This is a genomic window from Cedecea neteri (assembly GCF_000758305.1).
Taxonomy (GTDB): Bacteria; Pseudomonadota; Gammaproteobacteria; order Enterobacterales; family Enterobacteriaceae; genus Cedecea; species Cedecea neteri_C.
Genome location: NZ_CP009458.1, coordinates 3,612,931 through 3,631,677, shown reverse-complemented (window position 1 = coordinate 3,631,677; position 18,747 = coordinate 3,612,931). Strand labels below are relative to the sequence as shown.

Below are 18,747 nucleotides of genomic sequence, written 5' to 3'. Positions count from 1 at the left end.
CCTTGTTGCTCTCACAGCATAAAATAACGGCGTGCTGGCACGCAGATAAAAAATGAACAATTTCTAAAGGGATAGTAGCAACCGGGTGATTAGGCTGTCAGTAAAGGCATGGTGCACAAGCGTAATAGGATGAAACACGAAATGTGTTCTTTTTATTGTGATGATAAATAAGGATTTTGATCGTAAGCAAGGTTAGCCGGCATCTGCTTTACTTAACGGCGTTAGAGATTGACTTGATGTCGAATAGTATGAAAATGCTTGTTGTTCACCGACTGGCAAAAATTTGGAGCATATCATCGCCACTTCACGCCGCTTCTACTCTGTCGCCAGGGTTAAAAAATCTGGTGCGATACTTGCCGCCGCGCTGTTTCTGGCGAGCTGTGCCTCTAAACCGCCGGTTTCTCTCGTTACGCCCTTGCCGGGCACTAAGCCGGATGTGAAGACCCCTTCACAGCACAACCAGCCGATGCGTGGCGTCTGGCTGGCAACGGTTTCCCGCCTTGACTGGCCGCCGGTTTCTTCCGTTAATGGCAGCAGCGCAGCCGTGCGTATTAGCCAGCAGCAGCAAGCCTTAAAAGACAAACTGGATAAGCTGAAGTCATTAGGGATCAACACGGTGTTTTTCCAGGTGAAGCCCGACGCCACCGCGCTGTGGCCTTCGAAGATTCTGCCGTGGTCAGATATGCTGACGGGAAAAATTGGCGAAGATCCGGGCTACGACCCGCTGCAGTTTATGCTTGATGAGGCGCATAAACGCGGCATGAAGGTACACGCCTGGTTTAACCCCTATCGGGTTTCTACCAACATCACGCCGGGCACAGTTGCCGCCCTGAACCGCACGCTTTCTCTGCAGCCGGCCAGCGTTTTTGTGTTACATCGGGACTGGATTAGAACCTCCGGTGACCGCTTCGTGCTTGACCCCGGCATCCCGGAAGTGCGCGACTGGATAACCAGCATCGTCGCCGAAGTTGTCTCTCACTACGCCATCGACGGCGTGCAGTTTGATGATTACTTCTATACCGAATCACCGGGCTCTACCCTTAACGACAGCCAGACTTTTAGAACCTACGGCCAGGGCTACGCGTCCAAAGCCGACTGGCGGCGGCACAATACTGAGCAACTTATCGAGCAAGTCTCACGCACTATCAAACAGCTTAAGCCCGGCGTTGAGTTTGGCGTGAGTCCGGCAGGCGTCTGGCGCAATATCTCCCACGATCCAGCCGGGTCTGAAACGCGTGGGGCTGCCGCTTATGATGAGTCCTATGCCGACACGCGTCTCTGGGTGCAAAAAGGCCTGCTGGACTATATTGCCCCGCAGATCTACTGGCCTTTCTCCCGCAGTGCAGCCCGCTACGACGTGCTGGCTAAATGGTGGGCTAACGTAGTGAAGCCGACTAACACGCGCCTTTATATTGGGATTGCGCTGTATAAAGTCGGGGAGCCTTCGAAGAATGAACCTGACTGGACGGTGAGAGGCGGCGTACCGGAGCTGAAAAAACAGATCGATTTAAACGAGGCCTTGCCGCAAATTAACGGCACTATTTTGTTCCGGGAAAATTATCTTAACCAACCCCAGACTCAGCAGGCGGTGAATTACATCAGGGAACGTTGGGGTCAATGATGGGCAAAAAAAACCGGATCGCCCTTCCCTGGGCAGATCCGGGGGCTGTCTTACTGACCAGCCAGGTCGTCATACACATTGCGCAGCCGGGTGCGCAGATACAGAACGGCTTTGTGTTTGCGGGAGAGCAGCGCCTGGACGGTGTCGCCGCTCTCGCCAGCAAGGTCTTTTACGCTGTAGTCTTGCAGCTCGGTTTTGATAAACACCTCACGCTGAGGCGCAGGCAGTTCTGACAGGGCCGTCTCCAGCTCCTCCCAAAGCAGCTGCTTCAGGTACTCGTCCTCCGGCGTTTGCGGCGTACCGAACAGCGTTTCGGCCAGCTCATCTTCCGGGTAATCGTCCTCTTCATCCCCGCCAAACCAGCTTGCTAAAGGCAGCTCGCGTTTTTTTCTCGCCCGGTCGGTCATTTCGTTCCGGGCGGCTCGGAACAGCCAGGCGGCGACGTTCTCCACCGGCTGTTCAACCTTCATTAGCTGGTAGCTAACCTCTTGCAGGATATCGTCGGCATCTTCATGCCCGGCGGTTCTCCCACGAATAAACGCTTTCAGTCGGGCACGGCAGCCGTTCAGCGCTACCATCAGCAGAGATTCCCCCACTATTCCGGCTTTCATCGTTGTCACTCAGCGTCCGGTTTTTTAGCGCTGTTTTCATCTGGCTGCACCGGCGGCTGAGGTTGAGGACGCGGATCCATTTTCTCATCCCAACGGGAATGCCAGCCGCAGCGGTCGCGGTGACCAAAGCCAAATTTTTCGCGACGATGCTGCATAAACTCTTCACGCTGCTCCGGCGTCATTTGCATCCAGCGTTCGTGCATCCGGCGACGGGCTTTGCCAAACATGCCCGGGCGAAAGCCCAGGCCACCGAACAGAATGCGGCACAGCGCCAGCAGGCCTAAAGACTGCCAGAAGCCAATATCTTTCACCCCAAGCAGACCAGGCAGCACTGCGTTCCACAGCGTCATAACGATCAGGCCGAGTGCAACAAACAGCGCCACACAGAGCAAAATCGGTTTCCCCATGCGGTGGCCACAGAATCCACGGCGGCGGTGTTCATGTCGGTGCATATCAAAATCTCTCATTATGTTTACCTCAGTAAAGTCACGGCTAATCACTTGTGATGAGGTAGACGAATCAGCGCGAGAAATATTGCTAAAAAAATGAAAAAAACTTCAAAATTTATTTTCCCGCCACCGGTTAAGCGCCTGCGCATACGCTTTCGCCTCAGTTTTCAGGCCAGCAGCATCAAGCTTATCGGCAGTGTAGACCACAAACGGGGCATGCCAGGTAAGACCGCAGCGGTTTGCCGTGGCCCTGAGGGGCGCTAACAGAGATTCGATGGTAAAAAGATTTCGGCCACTGGGCTGATAAGACTCTTCCACGTTACCGGCGGTGACCGCCACGAACAGCGGCGTCCCCTCCAGCTTTTGCCCTTCCTCCTCGTAATTCAGGTAGAACATCCGGGTCAGCACTGCATCCTGCCACTGGCGCATAATGGCCGGTATGGAATACCAGTGAATCGGGAACTGCAGCACAATGCGGTCGGCGGCAAGTAACCGAGCGGCTTCACGCTCGCCGTCGCGGTAAATATCGATCCCGTCAGGGTACAGTGCCTGGATATCGACCAGCTCAACGTGTTCAAGTTTTGCGGCTTCTTGCCCCAGCGCAGCATTGGCGCTGGAACGGGAAAGATCCGGATGGAAAAGTAAAATCAGGGTTTTGTTCATGGGGCGTCTCCTTGGGTTGATGAGACGATAATGGCGAGGCTCTAAAAATTACTCCAACAGATAATCAAGATAATCTATTATCGATGACATGAATTTAAGAACGCTGGATCTTAACCTGCTGGTGATGCTGGACGCCCTGCTTGACGAGGCGCACGTCACCCGTGCCGCAGACAGACTTTGCCTGTCGCAATCTGCTACGTCTGCAGCCCTTGCCCGCTGCCGCGATCTTTTTCACGACGAACTGCTGGAGCGTGGCAGAGGCACCATGCGGCTGACGCCCTTTGCTCAGTCCCTTCGTGCACCTCTGAAATCCGTCCTCGGCGACATTGCTGAACTTATCGACCCGCCGGTGATCCCGCTGCATCAAATTAAGCAGAAACTGCGGATAACCATGGCGGATTTCCCGGCGCTGTTCGTGCTGGTGCCTCTGATGCAAAACCTTCAACAGTCGGCCCCGGGGATTGACCTCATCGTTCAGGGTTGGGCTGGTGCGGAAGAGGCCGAAACCGCATTACTTAACGGCACCACGGATATTGCGATCTCGGTTTTTCCTCAGCCTGCCGCAGGTATCCACAGCGAGCTGTTGATGGATGAGCACTATGTCGTGGCGATGCGCGAAGGCCATCCGGCCGCAGTCGGGTTCAGTCTTGAACGCTGGCTTGCCTCGCCGCACATCATCACCTCCGGCAAAGGGGAAAGCGTCACCCCGGTGGATGCGGAACTTTCAAGGTTGGGATTACGCCGCCGCGTTGGGCTGGTATTGCCGAATTTCCAGATGGTGCCACAGCTACTGCTGGCGTCGGATATGTTGGCCCTGCTGCCTTCCCGGGTCATACCTTTTACTGAAGGACTGGTCGCCGTCCCCGCGCCTGTCACGTTGCCGGGGTTCTCTCTCCACCTGGCCTGGCACAAACGCCGAAGCCAGGATGTCGCCCTGCAGCACGTCGCCGCTATTTTAATGGCGTTGTTGAAGTAAACCCGTGTTACAGCCCGGCTTCGCGCACCAGCGTTTGCAGGAGTTCAGCGGCGGGCATTTCGCGGATCAGGTTCACACCCTGCCCGGCCCAGTGCGCACTATAGCCCTGATGGCCGTGGCTTTTTGCAAGGCTTGCTAGCGCTTTACCAATATCGTAGGCCACCGGGTAAGCCGGGACGGCATGCTGGCCGGCGATTCGTCCGTGGCGGCAGTAATCGTTCTCCAGGCTTCTCGCCGCTCTGCCAGAGATAGCATGAGTCATCTCCGTTCGATGTGAGCGACTTGATTTAAGCCGCTGCCGGTAACCATCGTCGGCGGCGGACTCAGGGCAAAGCAAAAACGCGGTGCCCAGCTGTACCGCATCCGCCCCCACGCTTAGCATGGCGTGAATACCTGCCCCGTCCATAATCCCCCCAGCGGCAACAATCGGCAGATTCACCTGCTTTTTCAGAAGCTGCACCAGCGCAAAGATGCTGAGCTGGGTATCGTGCGCTTTATCGTCGAACATCCCGCGATGCCCGCCCGCTTCAAAGCCCTGCGCCACAATCACATCCACGCCGCTTGCCTGAATCAGCGAAGCCTCTTCAGGCCGTGTGGCGGTGGCAAGCGTTACAATACCTTTGCTACGGAAGGCCTCAACAACGTCACGCTCAGGTACGCCAAAGTGGAAGCTTACTGCGGCCGGAGCGGTTTCCAGCAGCATCTCCAGCATTGCTTCCTGCCCGATAAAACTTTGGTAAATTTCGCTGAGCACTTCTGGCGGTGTGCCGCCAAACTCAGTAAAAATCGGGCGCAGACTGTCAATCCATGCACGTTCCAGCGCCTCATCCCGTTTGGCAGGCTGATGGCAAAACAGATTCACGCTAAACGAGCGCGAGGTTAAGGCCTGCGTTTTCAGGATCGCGGCCCTGGCCTGCCCGACGCTGCTTGCGCCCACGCCAAGCGAACCAAGGCCGCCGGCATTGCTGACCGCCGCCGCCAGTTCCGGGGTGGAGACGCCCGCCATAGGCGCCTGTATGATGGGATGGTCAATCGCTAGCAGTTGGGTAAGACTACGAAACATGGCGCTACCTCAGGAAATGAGACATTGAGTGCTTAACATCTTATTTGGAGATGTTAAGATCAAGATCATTGTCATATTGAGAATGAAAAATATGAACCACACCACACTGCAGATGTTCAAAATTGTCGCTGAAGAACAAAGCGTGACGAAAGCCGCCCAAAGACTTGGCCGCGTGCAGTCGAACATCACCACCCGCATTCAGCAGTTGGAAGAAGATCTTGGCGTCACTTTGTTCGTACGTGACAGCAAGAAAATGATCCTGTCGCCAGAGGGCGAGAGTTTTCTCTCCTACACCAAAAAAATACTTAGCCTGGCGGAAGAAGCGCGGCAGGCGCTGCATCCGGGAAAACCCGCAGGTGTGCTGAATATGGGTTCAATGGAAGCTACCGCTGTCAGCCGCCTGATGCCGGTCTTCCAGCAGTTCCACCGCCGCTACCCTGATGTCGAACTGGCCTTAACCACCCAGCCCACGCAGCAACTTCTGGAGCAGGTTCGACACGCTTCGCTGGACTGCGCGCTGGTGAGCCTGCTGCCGGATGCCGGGGGACACATTCAGTGCCCGGAAGATCTGGAGTATCTGGACGTATTCACGGAACGCCTGGTGTTGCTCGTGCCTGAAACCGCCAGTAGCACTAAGCCTCTTCTTGCCGCTTTTCCTCGAGGGTGTTCTTACCGGGCACGGGCGGAAGCTTTGCTCAACGCTCAAACCCTTGTGGAGGTGCAGGACGTTAGCTCTTATCACTCGATGATCGCTTCTGTTGCCGCCGGACGGTGCAGCGGCGTGTTGCCGGAAGGCGTCGCGGCGACCCTGATTCTGCCGGAGGGGACACAGCAACAGTTTGTGGCCAACGCCCTCACCCAGCTAGTCTGGCGCAAGGGCTATCGTTCTACCGCTCTTGAAGCGATGAAGCAGATTCTGGCCTCAGCCAGCAACCTCTGAACGTCCCGTCAGCACCAGCCTACCGGCCAGCAGCAATGCGCCGGTGGCGGCGGCTAATGACCCGTTAAAACTGCCCGTTATACCGTAAAGCTCCCCGGCAACCAGCGGCCCAATAATCTGCCCGATGCCGTAAATAGCGGTCATCGCCGCGATCATATTAAATCGCACCAAATGCGCCAGTCTCCTGGCTTCCGGTAAGGCTATCGTCACCGTGCCGGTGAAGGTAAAGCCCACCAGCACCGCACTTAGCAGGCAAAAAAGCAGTGAGTGGCTAAAGGCCGGAAGTACCACGCCCGTGGCCTGAACCAGGAGATTGGCTGCAAATGCGCGGCGATAACCATATTTTGAGATGATTTGATGCCAGACAAAACAGGACGGTATCGCGGCCAGGCCAAAGATAGCCCAAAGCTGCACCGGATCCAGCGTACTGAGTGACCCGGAAAGAAAAAGCGGTAAATAGGTGGCCGTAATGATATACCCAAATCCCGCCAGGCCGTAGATAACCAGGAGTTTCCACGCCGCTTTAGCTCCCCCTGCTTCCGGCTGAGCCTGACTGGACGCCTGCCTTTGGTAGTCGATCAGGTAATCCGGCGGGCTAAGCAGCAGTTTAAACACCAGCGCAAACAATAGCAGCGCAGTGAGCCCACACAGCAGCCAGATTTGCTGGCTGGTATAGCCATAAGTTTTACCCAGCGCGATAAATTCGGCAGATAAAAAGATCCCCAGTCCAACCCCGGCATAAAGCACCGGCGCGCCGGTATGGTGTTTCATGTGCTGCAGTAGCCACAGTGAAGCTGCAATCAGCGACACCGCGCTCAGTAGCCCGGCAAAACCCCGAACCGCCACCACCGCCCACGGCGATTTCGTCCATGCCAACAGAAGCAGGCAGCCAATGGTTAGCCCGACGGAGGCCATGTTTAACCGCCGCGCGTCGGCGGGCTTAGCTTTCGCCAGCAGTAAGGCACCAATGAGATAACCTGCGTAGTTAGCCGATGCGGCGAGATTGCCCTGATGCAGCGACAGTAGCCCTTCTTGCAGCATCACCGGCAGAATGCCGGTATAGGAAAAACGCCCGTAGCCCATACCTATCGCCAGCACCACCGCACCCGCAAGCGCCAGCAGCAGCGCACGAATTTCTGGTCTGAAATGCATTGTCATGACTCTCATTGATTTAATCTCAAAATGTGAATATTATTTTTATTTAAATCTTATATTTAGATTAATATCGGTGAGAGTAACAAGCAAGCGGCTTCTCTGCCGCCGGACATTTCGCGGGGAAGATTAGAGATTACGCAAATCGGTTTCTATTCGGTGTATCCAGCCTTTGGCCGTCTGGGTTTGTGCCAGCAGCAGCGCAGACTGCAGCGCCATGCTGAGCTCCAGGTCATATTCTGGTTGCCCGCCATAGCGAATTTGCGCCTGTACCCGCATCAGCTCGGGCAGGTTCCACAGCGACTGGTTGACGCCAAGCGCGGACAACCGCTCCGCGATCAGCGTCTCGGCTATCTCTGGCTGGCCTTTTTGCGCCAGCGCGGCGGCGAAATCAGACAGGAAAAGCGAATAAGCAGCATCGAAACCATTGTCCTTCAGCCGGGTAAGCATGGCGAGGATCTGCTGGGGAAGCACTGTTTCAGGCTGCTGGCGTAGCCTGCCCCAGAAAGTAAAGGCCGCCGCATAAAGCCGCCAGAAGCCCAGGCCGTGTTCCAGGGCGATGGCGTCAATTTGCGCGGCAACTTGCAGCACGCCAGCGACATCTCCGGTTAAGGCCGCCAGCGTGCAGCTCCCTTCCGCAAGGGCCGCACACAGTGAACAGGCGTGATCCAGCGCCCGGGCTTCTTCTACCGCCAGCTGCGCCGCTCTTCTGGCTTTTGCCACATCGCCAGTCACCCACAGCGCCCGCACCAGGAAAGCCCAGCCCGCCACGCGCTGATCCAGCCCAAAGCGGAAAGGCGCTCTCTGGCTGTCATCGTCCACTGTTCGGTCCAGCAAAGCCTGAATTTCGCTGAGCGCGGCCTGCTGCTCCCCGGAAAAATGCAGCGCGGTCCCTACCAGACGACGGGCGGTTAATAGCGCGCCATAATCACCGGTTTGGGTCGCCAGTTCAGCCATTTTTTTGCCGTTCTCTGCGGCCAGATCGTAACGACCACTGCGCAGGTGATACAACCACAGCCCGTACTCGGCCTGCAACTGCATTTCCACGTCGCTTAGCGCGCTGGCAATCTCCCCGGTTCGCCGCCAGGCCTGGCCATTTTCTTCAATGGGCCCCTGCGCCCAGCCCAGCGCCGAGCCTAACGCCGCCTGCATCAGCATCTCTTCGCGCGGCGTGGCCTGGCCATTGTGCGGGTCGTTAATCGCGGCGGTAATCCGCTGGCGACACTCGCCGTGCAGCGAAAGTTGGATCCAGAACGGCGTGGCGTTAGCGAGAATACTTCGTCCCAGCGGGGCATTTTGGCCTATGCCAAAACACCAGTCTGCCGCCGCCCGGAGATCGTCGATTAAATAGCCATACTGACGGCGCCACTGCAGACTGGACTCTTCGGCCCAGGCTTCTCTGGCTCGTACCATGCTGTCGGCCACGAGTTGCGCATGGCGAAGAAAAAGCGAGGTGCTATTTTCGGCCAGCGTCCGGCGAGCGTACGTGCGCACAATGTTGAGATAGCGATACCTGGCCGGGCGCGTACCCGCCTGCAAAACCAGCAGGGATTTCGCCACCATACTGGCCACCACGTCGCTGATCTCTTCCTGGTTTAACAATCCTTTCGCGGCGGCAAGGTCAAATTCACCGGGAAATACCGCCAGGGCATGAAACACTCGCTGTTCTTCAGCCGTGAGCAATCGGTAGCTCCAGTCCAGCGCCTCGGTAAGCGTTCTGTGTCTGGACGCTGTAAGCCCCGGCGTCTCGGGCAATGTCTCGCGCCCGCTCAGATCGGCCAGCACGACATCCGGGCCCAGGCTTGCAACGCGAGCAGCAACAATTTCCAGCGCCAGCGGCACGGCATCGAGTAACCGACAAAGCCCCAGGATCGGCTGGATATTCTCTTCGCTCAGGCGGAATGCATAATCCACCGCCTGAATGCGCTGTACCAGAAACTCAACCGAGCTAAAACTTTGCGCCTCGCTGGCGGCCAGTTGCGCTGGGGGCAAAGTCAGCGGCCCGACGCGATACACCTGCTCCCCTTCAAGCCCCAGCGGAGACTGACTGGTCAGCAAAATGCTCAGTAATTCGTTTCTCTGCAGCAGATGTTCAATTTCCCGGGCGCAGGCGGCCGATAGGTGTTCACAGTTATCAATCACCAGTAGCGCGGGGCGAGGTTGTAACTGCCCCGCTCCACGAATACCGGCCAGCGCGGCGCGTAAAACAGGTACCGGATCTGACCCGGCATTCAGGCTGGACAAATCAGCAAAGAAAACACCATCGGGATAAAGGCTGGCCGACTCGCGCGCCACTTCCAGCAACAGCCGGGTTTTACCGATGCCTGCCGGGCCAGCCAGCGTACAAATAGTATGCTCGATCAGCCGTTTTCTGATGTCACCCAGCTCTTTTTCGCGCCCTATCAGCGGTGAACGGGGGCGAGGTAAAACCGCTGAAGGAGCGGCTACTGGCAGCGATGACGTGGCCGCCTGCAATTTATTCACCGTGGCGGTAAAGCAGTAACCACGGCCAAACACTGTGGTGATGAGATTGCGGTCGGCACCGAAAATTTTGCGTAGGGCGGAAATTTGCGCCTGCAGGTTATTCTCTTCGACGATCTCTTTCGGCCAGACGGTGGCCAGCAGCGTCTCTTTGGTCACCACCTGCCCGGCTTCGCTGACCAGCAGTCTGAGCACCGCCATCGCCCGCTCGCCAGGCTCCAGCCGGACGCCGTCCCTTAGCAGCAGCCCTAAATCGGGAAACAGCTGATAGCGGCCAAAGACCACCATATCGTCATCTCTTTCTAAAGGGGCTTGAGTCTGGGCGGCAGGCATAAGAACGGTCGCTTTTCAGGTGATTTCAGAAGTCTGAAATTCTAGGGCAAAGATTGCGAGCGGACAATCGTTCAGCATCAGGGCTCGTCATCCCCAGAGAGAAAAATCATGTCGGATAATCCGCTGAGCGTCACCCTGACCCGCCCGCCCGAGGCGGAAAAAAATTCGCCTTTAACCTCCACTCTGCTGCTGATCATGGCGCTGGCCTGCGGGGTGTTCGTCGCCAATGTCTACTACAACCAGCCGCTGCTCGAACTGCTTCAGCAGGCGTTTCCGGGGCAGCTTGCGCTCGTCAGCCTTGCGCCGACGGCAACGCAGCTCGGGTTTGCCTTTGGCCTGTTCTTACTTGTACCGCTGGGCGACAAAATTAACCGCCGCACGCTGATCCTTTGCCAGTCCGCCGGGCTGGCGGTAGCGCTGGCGTGCCTCGCCTTAGCGCCCAATGTAGTCACGATTGTGATTGCCTCCGCTGCGGTGGGTGTGACGGGTTCCGTTGCCCAACAAATTGTGCCGTTTGCCGCCGAACTGGCTAAACCTGAACGCCGTGGGCAGGTCGTTGGCACGGTAATGAGTGGCGTGCTGTGCGGCATATTACTTGGCCGGGCGGTGGGCGGTTTTAGCGGCGATCACTGGGGCTGGCGGGCGACCTTCTGGTTAGGCTGCGTGGCCACAGCCTTCGGCTGGCTGATGTTGTTCTTCACCTTGCCGCACCACACGTCGGGCAATAAACAGAGCTACATGACCCTGATGCGCTCGCTGGTTTCTCTGTGGCGCGAAGAACCGCTGCTGCGCCGGGCTACCTTAATACAGGCGGCGCTGTTTGGCTCGTTCATCGGCCTGTGGACTATTCTGGCCTTGCAACTGCACGCCGCTTTTCATCTTGGTGCCGACATCGCGGGTCTGATGGGGATTGTGGGCGCGGTAGGCATCCTGATTGCGCCGCTTGCCGGGCGGATTGCCGACCGCCGCGGGCCGTATGCCGTTATCGGGCTTGGGGCGCTGGTCATGGTTATCTCTTTTGCGGTGCTGGGGCTGTGGACTTCGCTCACCGGGCTGGTGATTGGCATCATCCTGATGGATCTGGGCGAGCAGTCAGCGCTGATATCCAACCAGCACGTGATTTACGCCCTGAGGCCGGAAGCCCGCAGTCGTATCAATACGGTCTTTATGAGCGGCATGTTTATCGGCGGCGCGCTGGGATCCTGGGGCGCGAGCCTGATGTGGCGGCTGGGGGGCTGGGAGCTGGCTTCGATGCTGGGCGGTGGGCTTAGCCTTCTCGGACTCATCATTCATCTGATCGGACAACGAAAACGCGGTTAATACCACAGACGGCGGCACGATAATCGCCGCCGCCTGAAGCATGAGACGTTACTGAATCAGCACGCCCTGAACAAGATTGGCCTTCACTACGGTCACCTGAGGGATTTTCAGCGCTTCCATATAGCCCTGAACGAGCAGCAGGTTGCTGACGTCCGTGGCCCGGTAATCACCGCGCAGCTCTGAGTCCCCTTTCCACACCTGGCTGGCGGAGGCTTTTTGCAGATCGGCGAGGGTGTAGACCTTTTCGTTAAGCTGCTTGCTGACGGAGAAATCATGCACCCCGCCGATGCCCACGACGGTACGTTTAGCCAGCGCCTGTTTCATCTCCGGGCTGACGTGAGTGGTGGCGTAGAAGCGAACAAACCGCAGCACGCCGTCGCGTAGGGAACCAATCGGGTTTGGCGAGCTGACGTCATGCAAATCTTTGTTTTTCACTACGTCGATGATGTAGTTCTTCAGCGTGACGGAGGCCAGCTTGCCCTGGTAAATCTCCGGCTGCCATTTGTCCTGTTTTTGCAGCCAGGTGGTCATTTGCATCGACCCGCCGCCAATGTCCCAGACCACCATCTGGTCGTCTGCCAGCGGCACGGGCATCGAGGCTTTGGCGGACAGGAAGCCCAGCTCGGCCTCTTGTTCCTGAGTAATAATTTTTAGATTCACCGGAGCAGCACGGTTGAAGGCATCGATCGTCTGCTGGGCGTTAGATGCGCTGCGGAAAACAGCGGTAGCCACGCCGTTAAAGCGGACAGGATGATAACGGGCAGCTTCTGCAGTTAACTCGCGTAGCGCCGCCTCCCCCTGTTGCTGAATGGTCGGGCTGAGAGTGTTATCCGCCGATTTGGACAAATCCTCGTTAAAACCGATTGGTCGCTGATCTTCGAACAGCACTTTGTTGATGCGCTGCTTGCAGGTATCTACTTTGGCAACCACCAGCTTTGTGGTGCCGGAGCCCATGTCGATACCCGCACGCGTCTCCTCACAGCCTGCGGCGTGGGCAGTGAAGCTCATACCGGGTAATGCCGCTACCACCATCAGGGGAAAAAAATTGCATCGAAATATTTTTGTCATATTGAGTATCCAGTGTCGATCCATTAAAAAGCTATTGATAACGTAGCTTTAATATTCGGTAAAACACTTTTTAACAATACCTGCTGATTTTGTTAGAAAAAGTCACTGCATTGTTCAATGTGGGGGCTGGCAGGTATCAATGGCGTTAATGATAAAAGCAAGGGTAAGGACATAAAAATGAAGAAAAGTTTATTGGGTGGCGCTGTAGCGCTGGTACTGGTCAGCCTGACGGGTTGTGCCAATCAGCAACAGGCGGCGGATCAAAAGCTGGCCAGCCAGACGGTAATGGCAGTGGACTGGTTCCAGCAATCTGGCGAATATCGTGCGCTGGCATACCAGTCGTTTAACAGCGCTCGCGCGGCGTGGGATCAATCCGCTAAACAGGGTAACGCTAAGCGTGCCGTTATTGTGGATCTGGATGAAACCATGCTCGACAACAGCGCCTACAGCGCGTGGCAGGCCAAAAACAACAAAGCGTTTGACGACAAAACCTGGTCCCAGTGGACTCAGGCTCGCCAGGCGCTGGCCGTCCCAGGCGCCGTGGATTTTGCTAACTACGTGAACAGCCACGGCGGCACGATGTTCTATGTGTCTAACCGCGACAGCAAAGACTATGACGCCACCGTTGCCAACATGAAAGCCCTGGGCTTTACCGGTGTGAGCGACAAAACTGTGCGCCTGAAAACCGACAGCTCCAACAAGCAGGCCCGTTTTGATGCGATCAAAGCCGAAGGCTATGACGTGGTGATGTACATCGGCGACAACCTGAATGACTTTGGCAAAGCGACCTACCACAAGGATCAGTCCCAGCGCCAGCAGTTCGCCAGCGATAACCGCAACAAGTTTGGCACCCAGTTTATTGTGCTGCCGAACCCAATGTACGGCGACTGGGAAGGCGCTTTAGCGCCAAACTATTACAAGCTCAATACCGCCCAGCAGGCCGAAGCGCGTGAAAATGCGCTGCGTACCTGGTCCGGGAAATAAGTTGTCTCACCCCACCCGTGCGGTGGGGTTTTTTATGCCGCCACGCTGGCCTGAAGCTGCGCTCTAAGCCAGCGGTGGGCGGCATCATCGTCAAACCGACGGTGCCAGGAGGCATACAGGCTGAAATGGCGAACATCAAACGGCAACGGGAATGAATCAAGCACTTCGTGATAGCGAGACAGAAAACGGGCCGGTAGCGTGCAGACCAGGTCGCTGTTCTGCAAAATCAGCGGCACCAGACTGTAAAACTGCACGGAAACGCCCACCCGGCGGGCCAGGCCCTGGTCAGCCAGCAAATCGTCAATAAATCCCCGAAACCCGCCTCCCTGGCCGGACACTAAAATGTGCTCAAGACTGGCATAACTTTCCAACGTCAGCGGCTCATTTCCTCTCGGATGGCCTTTTCTCTGCGCCAGTTGGAACGCCTCATCGACCAGCGGCAGTTGCTGCGCACCCGGCACGGCATCCCGTGAGGTTAAAGCTATATCGATTTCACCCGTTTCTAACTGGCTCTGAAGCCGGTTCGTCTGCGGGGCAATAAACGCAAAGCGAATATGATGCCAGCCGGCGTCGCGGGTGAGTTTAATCAAGCGAGGGGCAATAATCGCGGCGGCATTGTCGTTTGCTCCCAGAGTAAACGTACGGTGCGCGCGGGCGGGATCGAATTCCGGCTGCTGTGCCACCACTTCTTCAAGCGTTTGCAGCGCCCGGCGCAAAGGTTCACGCAGATGCGACCCCAATGGCGTCCGCACCATTCCTCTGCCCGAATGTGCGGGGATCAGGAGCTGATCCTCAAACAGATCCCGTAGCCTCGCCAGTTGAGCAGACAGTGCAGGTTGGCTGATATTCAACTTTTCCGCCGCGCGGGTGACGTTGCACTCCTCCAGCAGAGTATTCAATGAGGCAAGCAATGCAAGATTGTGACCGGAGAGATTCATGTAGCTTATACCTGGCATCCTGATTATCGATTTCACGGTACTGACTTATCTCATTAGCATCAACCGCAAGTTAAAACCTGATGAGGTTACCTGCCGTGTTGAAATTCCAGCTCCATGATATTTCCGTTACCCGCGTGGTTGAACAACGCGGACCAGGGTTTGCCCCTGATTTTCTTTACCCTGATTGGGATCCGGTTTTATTGGAGGAACATCGTGGGCTGATGGTGCCCGAGTGCTTCGATGTGGTCTCCCGGCGTTTTATCGCCAGCATTCATAGCTGGGTGGTGCGCACCCGGCATCACACTATTCTGATTGATACCTGTGCAGGCAACCACAAAGAGCGCCCTTCACTGCCCCGCTTCCACCAGCTTGATTTGCCGTTTCTGAACCGGCTGTCGGAGGCTGGCGTGACGCCAGAGAGCGTGGATTACGTGATGTGCACTCATCTGCACGCCGATCACTGTGGCTGGAATACACAGCTCATTGATGGCCGCTGGGAACCGACATTCCCCAACGCCCGCTACGTGTTTTCTCGCAAAGAATACGATTACTGGCTGACGCATCAGGACGATGAGGGGTTCAACGCCAACGTCTTCAACGACAGCGTCAGGCCGATTCTTGAGCGCAACCAGGCGCTTATTGTGGAAGGCACCACGGCCATTGCCGATGCGCTTCTTATTCACCCGACACCGGGGCACAGCCCAGGGCACATCACTTTTGAATTGCTGAATAACGGGCATCGCCAGCGGGGCGGACTTTTCTGCGGCGACATTATGCACCAGCCGCTACAGGTTTATCGGCCGGCCTGGAACAGTCGGTTTTGTGCTGACCAGCAGCAGGCTCGTGAGTCGCGCCGCTGGCTTCTTGAACATGCTGCCGAGCATCAGAGCACCCTTTTTACCGCCCATTTTGCCAGCACCTCAGCCGGGCACGTCACGCGTCGTGGGGACAGCTTTGACTGGCATTTTATTCACCCGGAGAACGTGAAATGACACCTGAGATTCTACGTAACGACTTTTATATTCCCACTACAACGCCAGGCATTGAGCTTTATGTCCGTAACAAGAGACGCGGCGATCTCGCCGCGATCCCCGGTGCCCGCACGGTACTGTTTGTCGCCGGATCGACCTACCCGGCGTCGACCTCGTTTGATTTAGCCCTGGACGGCAGTTCGTGGATGGATAATCTGGCTCACGCGGGTTACGACGCCTGGCTGGTGGATGTGCGTGGTTATGGCCAGTCATCAAAACCTGCAGAAATGGCCGAGCCGCCGGAGCAAAATGCGCCCGTGGTGCGAACACCGGTGGCCGTTAGCGATGTGGCTTCAGCAGTGGACTTTATTCGACGGCAGACTGGGCATGCAGCGATCAATCTGATTGGCTGGTCCTGGGGAGCGGCGCTGATGGCAACCTACACTACCGCGCACAATGGCGCAGTGAATAAGCTGGTGCTGCTTGCTCCGCAGTGGATCCGCGATACCCCCAGCGCTTCGGATACCGGCGGAGAGCTTGGCGCCTATCGGGTGGTCAAGCGCAGCTCGGCCAAAGCCCGCTGGCTGAATGGTGTACCTGAAAGTGAGCGGGAAAGTGTGCTGCCGCAAGCCTGGTTTGACGCCTGGGCGGATGCGACGTTTGGGCCCGCCGAAGATGCGGCTATCAAAGCCCCTAATGGCACGGTGCAGGATAGCCGCGAAATCTGGTCGGCAGGTCGTGCGCTGTATGATGCCGCGCAGATCCGTGTTCCGGTGCTTATCGTTCATGCCGACTGGGACAGAGACTGCCCGCTTGAGTTGTCAAAAACGCTATTTTCACAGCTAACCCAGGCTCCTTATCGCCGTTGGGTTGAAATTGGTGAAGGGACGCATTCGGTCTTTATGGAGAAAAACCGCTGGCAGGTGTTTACCGCTGTCCAGCATTTCCTCGACGAGAAAGCCCCTGTTTAAGGCGCAAATCTGGGGGATGTCAGAAAGATCCCCCAAAATGTTTTAAGAAATATATGCGATTCATACTCATGTTATCGATTGAGCGTCCGATTAAAGAGATAACACTGCGTAATGCGGATAAGGAAAATGATGAGGGATCTAGCTGAATTAGTTGATGAGCATAAGTCTGGCTGGCTTACAGTCCAACAATCGTTGAACGTAGCAACCAATAACTATGAAATTCTTCCCTGTGACCCAGAACAAGCAAGCTTCAATTTACACCAGCTTCAGGTAACCACATCCTCTCCGCTCGGTGCTGTAGCATACGAAACGGGAGGTATAGTTGTTGATAATGGTTGGTTGCGTATTTTAGGCTCCGGCCATAACAGACTGACACGAAGGCTGGCTTCCTGGACACAAGAGGTGATAGCCACCCGGCCATTTAAGGCATTATTGATTGCGGATGATGCATCGGGAGGCTTTTTTGCACTTAACGGGGGAGAATTCGGTGAAGATCGTGGCGGTGTGTATTACCTCCCACCTGATACTCTTGAATGGGAAAGCCTCGATACTAACTATTCAGGTTTTCTGCATTGGGCGCTTTGCGGTGATTTGAACTTATTCTACAAAAATGTGCGTTGGACAGATTGGCGAGAAGATACAACTTCAATGAATGGCGATTTGGTGTACTCCTTTTATCCATACCTCTGGAGCGCCCCCCAGTTATCTATAGATCAGCGTTCGCGGATTACTGTGCCTGTTGTTGAACACTGGGCGTTATGCGTGGATTTGATCGCTCAATTTAAGCACGAATAATTTCTGTAAGTTTGTTGCGCTTCCTTGCCGCCCATTCTAAGTCAGCGGTGAGCGGCATCATCGTCTGTCAGCATTTCCTCGACGAGAAAGCCCCTGTTTAAAGCGCAAATCTGGGGGGAGACCGCGAGGCTCCCCTGGAAACGGACATACAAGGGATTAAGTGCATGCGTTTTTTATCTATACCCTAATAGGTCAAGCACTTAGTTTTAGATTTTATCTTTCATATCCGTATAAATTAATTCTACCCGAGAGATACTCGCCCAAATATACTTCGCTAATTTTATTAAAGCCTTGCTTGATAACTTCATTTTCTAACCAGTCGTTGTTCTTGTTAAGGATTTCGAGCAAATCATGGTTAGCTAAACCATCAACTATAATTGGGTAACGTATATTCTCATCACCACTTTGTATAATGGTTAATTGCCCATTCTGCTCAAGCACTACGCGCTTCAATTGTTCTATTTCATAAATGCCGTTCGCCCTTAACTTGAACATCAAATCATTCGCAGAAACACCATTGCGTAAACACTCTTTAACATTAACACTGCCATTATGTACCAGGGTGATAGGCTTCCCATCAATAATTCTTTTAATCAGTCGATTGTTCTCTTTTAAAAATTTAAGGACAAAGACGAGAAAGGTCCATATAATTAACACCAAAACAAACTGTAGTACTGTTATCGATTCATTATAAATTACGCCACCGATAATCCCCCCGAGCACATAGTTCTGAACCTGGTCCATTGCGGATGAAGGGGCCAGATTGCCCTTCCCCATGAGGTTTATCTGAATAATCAGACACAGTATCCCCAGGCCCAATTTTATCATGATCGGCGTATAAATTATCATTTCTGTTCCTCAGTTTTTTATGATTTCTATGCCTGGGTTTACTAACGACACCTCAACTAAACTATATGTTTTTTGATCCGGACTTAAATTGACGCGATAGTAAAGATCATTGACTTTAACGATAATGCCATCCGAGAGCTGTATTGAGTTTGAAAATATAGAATCCATACCCACTTCTTTTTCTTTTGATAACAATTTAACAAAGCTCACCATTTGTGATGATTGAGAGTGTATATTTTGACTGTCAGTGTAATCTGCATACTGAACACCAGAAATGAAGAGTAAAAACAAAAATACGATAATTGTTAAGTCTCGGTATTTGGTTTGTAAGCGATGACGCATGTACAGACTAAAAAAAACGATTAAAACAAATAAGGCACCAAATATAATGATGTATTTTAAATAATCATTAATATTAGACTGCGTTTGTAGGTAATCGATGCCATAAAATCTCATACAGTTATAATCCCTAAACCCTTAAAACCCCATGTTTATTATAGTAACACATTGCCATTTTCAGCTCTAACAGCCGCGATCCGGACTTTCTCCTCCCTTCCAGTTC

The 18,747-nt window shown here is 54.8% G+C and carries 18 protein-coding genes; 8 read left to right on the top strand and 10 right to left on the bottom strand.

Features of this window, described 5'->3' with window-relative positions; all coding sequences use genetic code 11:
• Nucleotides 1-292: 292 nt before the first annotated feature.
• The gene (locus LH23_RS16965) at nucleotides 293-1,621 is read left to right on the top strand and encodes a glycoside hydrolase family 10 protein (RefSeq protein WP_419672751.1); all 1,329 of its coding nucleotides are present in this window, start codon (nucleotides 293-295) and stop codon (nucleotides 1,619-1,621) included.
• Nucleotides 1,622-1,671: 50 nt separating this feature from the next.
• Here LH23_RS16965 and LH23_RS16960 read toward each other — a convergent pair whose 3' ends face one another.
• The 3 genes from LH23_RS16960 to LH23_RS16950 form a co-directional block, all read right to left on the bottom strand.
• Nucleotides 1,672-2,232 carry an RNA polymerase sigma factor gene (locus LH23_RS16960; protein ID WP_039293664.1) on the bottom strand — a complete coding sequence of 187 codons (561 nt, stop codon included), beginning with the start codon at nucleotides 2,230-2,232 and terminating at the stop codon, nucleotides 1,672-1,674.
• 5 nt (nucleotides 2,233-2,237) lie between these two features.
• Nucleotides 2,238-2,699 (bottom strand): hypothetical protein, encoded by a 462-nt coding sequence (locus LH23_RS16955; RefSeq protein ID WP_039293662.1) that lies wholly within the window; start codon nucleotides 2,697-2,699, stop codon nucleotides 2,238-2,240.
• Between the two features lie 90 nt (nucleotides 2,700-2,789).
• Nucleotides 2,790-3,344 carry an NAD(P)H-dependent oxidoreductase gene (locus LH23_RS16950; protein ID WP_039293660.1) on the bottom strand — a complete coding sequence of 185 codons (555 nt, stop codon included), beginning with the start codon at nucleotides 3,342-3,344 and terminating at the stop codon, nucleotides 2,790-2,792.
• Nucleotides 3,345-3,432: 88 nt separating this feature from the next.
• Here LH23_RS16950 and LH23_RS16945 point away from each other — a divergent pair, with 88 nt between their 5' ends.
• A complete protein-coding gene (locus LH23_RS16945; protein ID WP_039293658.1) occupies nucleotides 3,433-4,320 on the top strand; it encodes a LysR family transcriptional regulator in 888 nt (295 codons plus the stop codon).
• Nucleotides 4,321-4,327: 7 nt separating this feature from the next.
• Here LH23_RS16945 and LH23_RS16940 read toward each other — a convergent pair whose 3' ends face one another.
• Nucleotides 4,328-5,383, bottom strand: a complete 1,056-nt coding sequence (locus LH23_RS16940; protein ID WP_039293656.1) for an NAD(P)H-dependent flavin oxidoreductase — start codon at nucleotides 5,381-5,383, stop codon at nucleotides 4,328-4,330.
• Nucleotides 5,384-5,474: 91 nt separating this feature from the next.
• Here LH23_RS16940 and LH23_RS16935 point away from each other — a divergent pair, with 91 nt between their 5' ends.
• Nucleotides 5,475-6,323 carry a LysR family transcriptional regulator gene (locus tag LH23_RS16935; RefSeq protein ID WP_039293655.1) on the top strand — a complete coding sequence of 283 codons (849 nt, stop codon included), beginning with the start codon at nucleotides 5,475-5,477 and terminating at the stop codon, nucleotides 6,321-6,323.
• Here the strand turns inward: LH23_RS16935 and LH23_RS16930 are convergent.
• Together LH23_RS16930 and LH23_RS16925 are read right to left on the bottom strand one after the other, a co-directional pair.
• Nucleotides 6,306-7,481 carry a YbfB/YjiJ family MFS transporter gene (locus LH23_RS16930; RefSeq protein ID WP_156108053.1) on the bottom strand — a complete coding sequence of 392 codons (1,176 nt, stop codon included), beginning with the start codon at nucleotides 7,479-7,481 and terminating at the stop codon, nucleotides 6,306-6,308. The genes LH23_RS16935 and LH23_RS16930 overlap by 18 nt on opposite strands.
• A 123-nt stretch (nucleotides 7,482-7,604) precedes the next feature.
• Nucleotides 7,605-10,289 (bottom strand): ATP-binding protein, encoded by a 2,685-nt coding sequence (locus LH23_RS16925; RefSeq protein WP_081946115.1) that lies wholly within the window; start codon nucleotides 10,287-10,289, stop codon nucleotides 7,605-7,607.
• Between the two features lie 108 nt (nucleotides 10,290-10,397).
• On the opposite strand from LH23_RS16925, the gene LH23_RS16920 reads away from it, so the two are divergent.
• Nucleotides 10,398-11,609, top strand: a complete 1,212-nt coding sequence (locus LH23_RS16920) for an MFS transporter (RefSeq protein ID WP_039293649.1) — start codon at nucleotides 10,398-10,400, stop codon at nucleotides 11,607-11,609.
• Between the two features lie 48 nt (nucleotides 11,610-11,657).
• Here LH23_RS16920 and LH23_RS16915 read toward each other — a convergent pair whose 3' ends face one another.
• The gene (locus LH23_RS16915; protein WP_039296793.1) at nucleotides 11,658-12,641 is read right to left on the bottom strand and encodes a Ppx/GppA phosphatase family protein; all 984 of its coding nucleotides are present in this window, start codon (nucleotides 12,639-12,641) and stop codon (nucleotides 11,658-11,660) included.
• Nucleotides 12,642-12,854: 213 nt separating this feature from the next.
• Here LH23_RS16915 and LH23_RS16910 point away from each other — a divergent pair, with 213 nt between their 5' ends.
• A complete protein-coding gene (locus LH23_RS16910) occupies nucleotides 12,855-13,661 on the top strand; it encodes a 5'-nucleotidase, lipoprotein e(P4) family (RefSeq protein ID WP_039296790.1) in 807 nt (268 codons plus the stop codon).
• A gap of 32 nt (nucleotides 13,662-13,693) precedes the next feature.
• Here LH23_RS16910 and LH23_RS16905 read toward each other — a convergent pair whose 3' ends face one another.
• A complete protein-coding gene (locus LH23_RS16905; RefSeq protein ID WP_039293646.1) occupies nucleotides 13,694-14,599 on the bottom strand; it encodes a LysR family transcriptional regulator in 906 nt (301 codons plus the stop codon).
• Nucleotides 14,600-14,694: 95 nt separating this feature from the next.
• Between LH23_RS16905 and LH23_RS16900 the strand changes: the two genes are divergently transcribed.
• The 3 genes from LH23_RS16900 to LH23_RS16890 all read left to right on the top strand — a co-directional run bounded on the left by LH23_RS16900 (nucleotide 14,695) and on the right by LH23_RS16890 (nucleotide 17,336).
• A complete protein-coding gene (locus LH23_RS16900) occupies nucleotides 14,695-15,591 on the top strand; it encodes an MBL fold metallo-hydrolase (protein ID WP_039293643.1) in 897 nt (298 codons plus the stop codon).
• A complete protein-coding gene (locus LH23_RS16895) occupies nucleotides 15,588-16,541 on the top strand; it encodes an alpha/beta hydrolase (protein WP_039293640.1) in 954 nt (317 codons plus the stop codon). The genes LH23_RS16900 and LH23_RS16895 overlap by 4 nt, the downstream gene beginning before the upstream one ends.
• A 129-nt stretch (nucleotides 16,542-16,670) precedes the next feature.
• Nucleotides 16,671-17,336, top strand: coding sequence for a DUF2625 domain-containing protein (locus LH23_RS16890; protein WP_039293637.1), 666 nt, complete (start codon nucleotides 16,671-16,673; stop codon nucleotides 17,334-17,336).
• 213 nt (nucleotides 17,337-17,549) lie between these two features.
• Here LH23_RS16890 and LH23_RS16885 read toward each other — a convergent pair whose 3' ends face one another.
• Nucleotides 17,550-18,185 (bottom strand): DUF421 domain-containing protein, encoded by a 636-nt coding sequence (locus tag LH23_RS16885; protein WP_039293634.1) that lies wholly within the window; start codon nucleotides 18,183-18,185, stop codon nucleotides 17,550-17,552.
• Between the two features lie 9 nt (nucleotides 18,186-18,194).
• Nucleotides 18,195-18,641, bottom strand: a complete 447-nt coding sequence (locus tag LH23_RS16880; RefSeq protein ID WP_039293632.1) for a DUF3290 domain-containing protein — start codon at nucleotides 18,639-18,641, stop codon at nucleotides 18,195-18,197.
• Nucleotides 18,642-18,747: the final 106 nt, after the last annotated feature.

Bases quoted from the DNA above. Each gene is read 5' to 3' on its own strand.
- LH23_RS16960 (WP_039293664.1), bottom strand. From the start codon at position 2,232: ATGAAAGCCGGAATAGTGGGGGAATCTCTGCTGATGGTAGCGCTGAAC.
- LH23_RS16955 (WP_039293662.1), bottom strand. From the start codon at position 2,699: ATGAGAGATTTTGATATGCACCGACATGAACACCGCCGCCGTGGATTC.
- LH23_RS16950 (WP_039293660.1), bottom strand. From the start codon at position 3,344: ATGAACAAAACCCTGATTTTACTTTTCCATCCGGATCTTTCCCGTTCC.
- LH23_RS16945 (WP_039293658.1), top strand. From the start codon at position 3,433: ATGAATTTAAGAACGCTGGATCTTAACCTGCTGGTGATGCTGGACGCC.
- LH23_RS16940 (WP_039293656.1), bottom strand. From the start codon at position 5,383: ATGTTTCGTAGTCTTACCCAACTGCTAGCGATTGACCATCCCATCATA.
- LH23_RS16935 (WP_039293655.1), top strand. From the start codon at position 5,475: ATGAACCACACCACACTGCAGATGTTCAAAATTGTCGCTGAAGAACAA.
- LH23_RS16930 (WP_156108053.1), bottom strand. From the start codon at position 7,481: ATGACAATGCATTTCAGACCAGAAATTCGTGCGCTGCTGCTGGCGCTT.
- LH23_RS16925 (WP_081946115.1), bottom strand. From the start codon at position 10,289: ATGCCTGCCGCCCAGACTCAAGCCCCTTTAGAAAGAGATGACGATATG.
- LH23_RS16920 (WP_039293649.1), top strand. From the start codon at position 10,398: ATGTCGGATAATCCGCTGAGCGTCACCCTGACCCGCCCGCCCGAGGCG.
- LH23_RS16915 (WP_039296793.1), bottom strand. From the start codon at position 12,641: ATGGTGGTAGCGGCATTACCCGGTATGAGCTTCACTGCCCACGCCGCA.
- LH23_RS16910 (WP_039296790.1), top strand. From the start codon at position 12,855: ATGAAGAAAAGTTTATTGGGTGGCGCTGTAGCGCTGGTACTGGTCAGC.
- LH23_RS16905 (WP_039293646.1), bottom strand. From the start codon at position 14,599: ATGAATCTCTCCGGTCACAATCTTGCATTGCTTGCCTCATTGAATACT.
- LH23_RS16895 (WP_039293640.1), top strand. From the start codon at position 15,588: ATGACACCTGAGATTCTACGTAACGACTTTTATATTCCCACTACAACG.
- LH23_RS16890 (WP_039293637.1), top strand. From the start codon at position 16,671: ATGAGGGATCTAGCTGAATTAGTTGATGAGCATAAGTCTGGCTGGCTT.
- LH23_RS16885 (WP_039293634.1), bottom strand. From the start codon at position 18,185: ATGATAATTTATACGCCGATCATGATAAAATTGGGCCTGGGGATACTG.
- LH23_RS16880 (WP_039293632.1), bottom strand. From the start codon at position 18,641: ATGAGATTTTATGGCATCGATTACCTACAAACGCAGTCTAATATTAAT.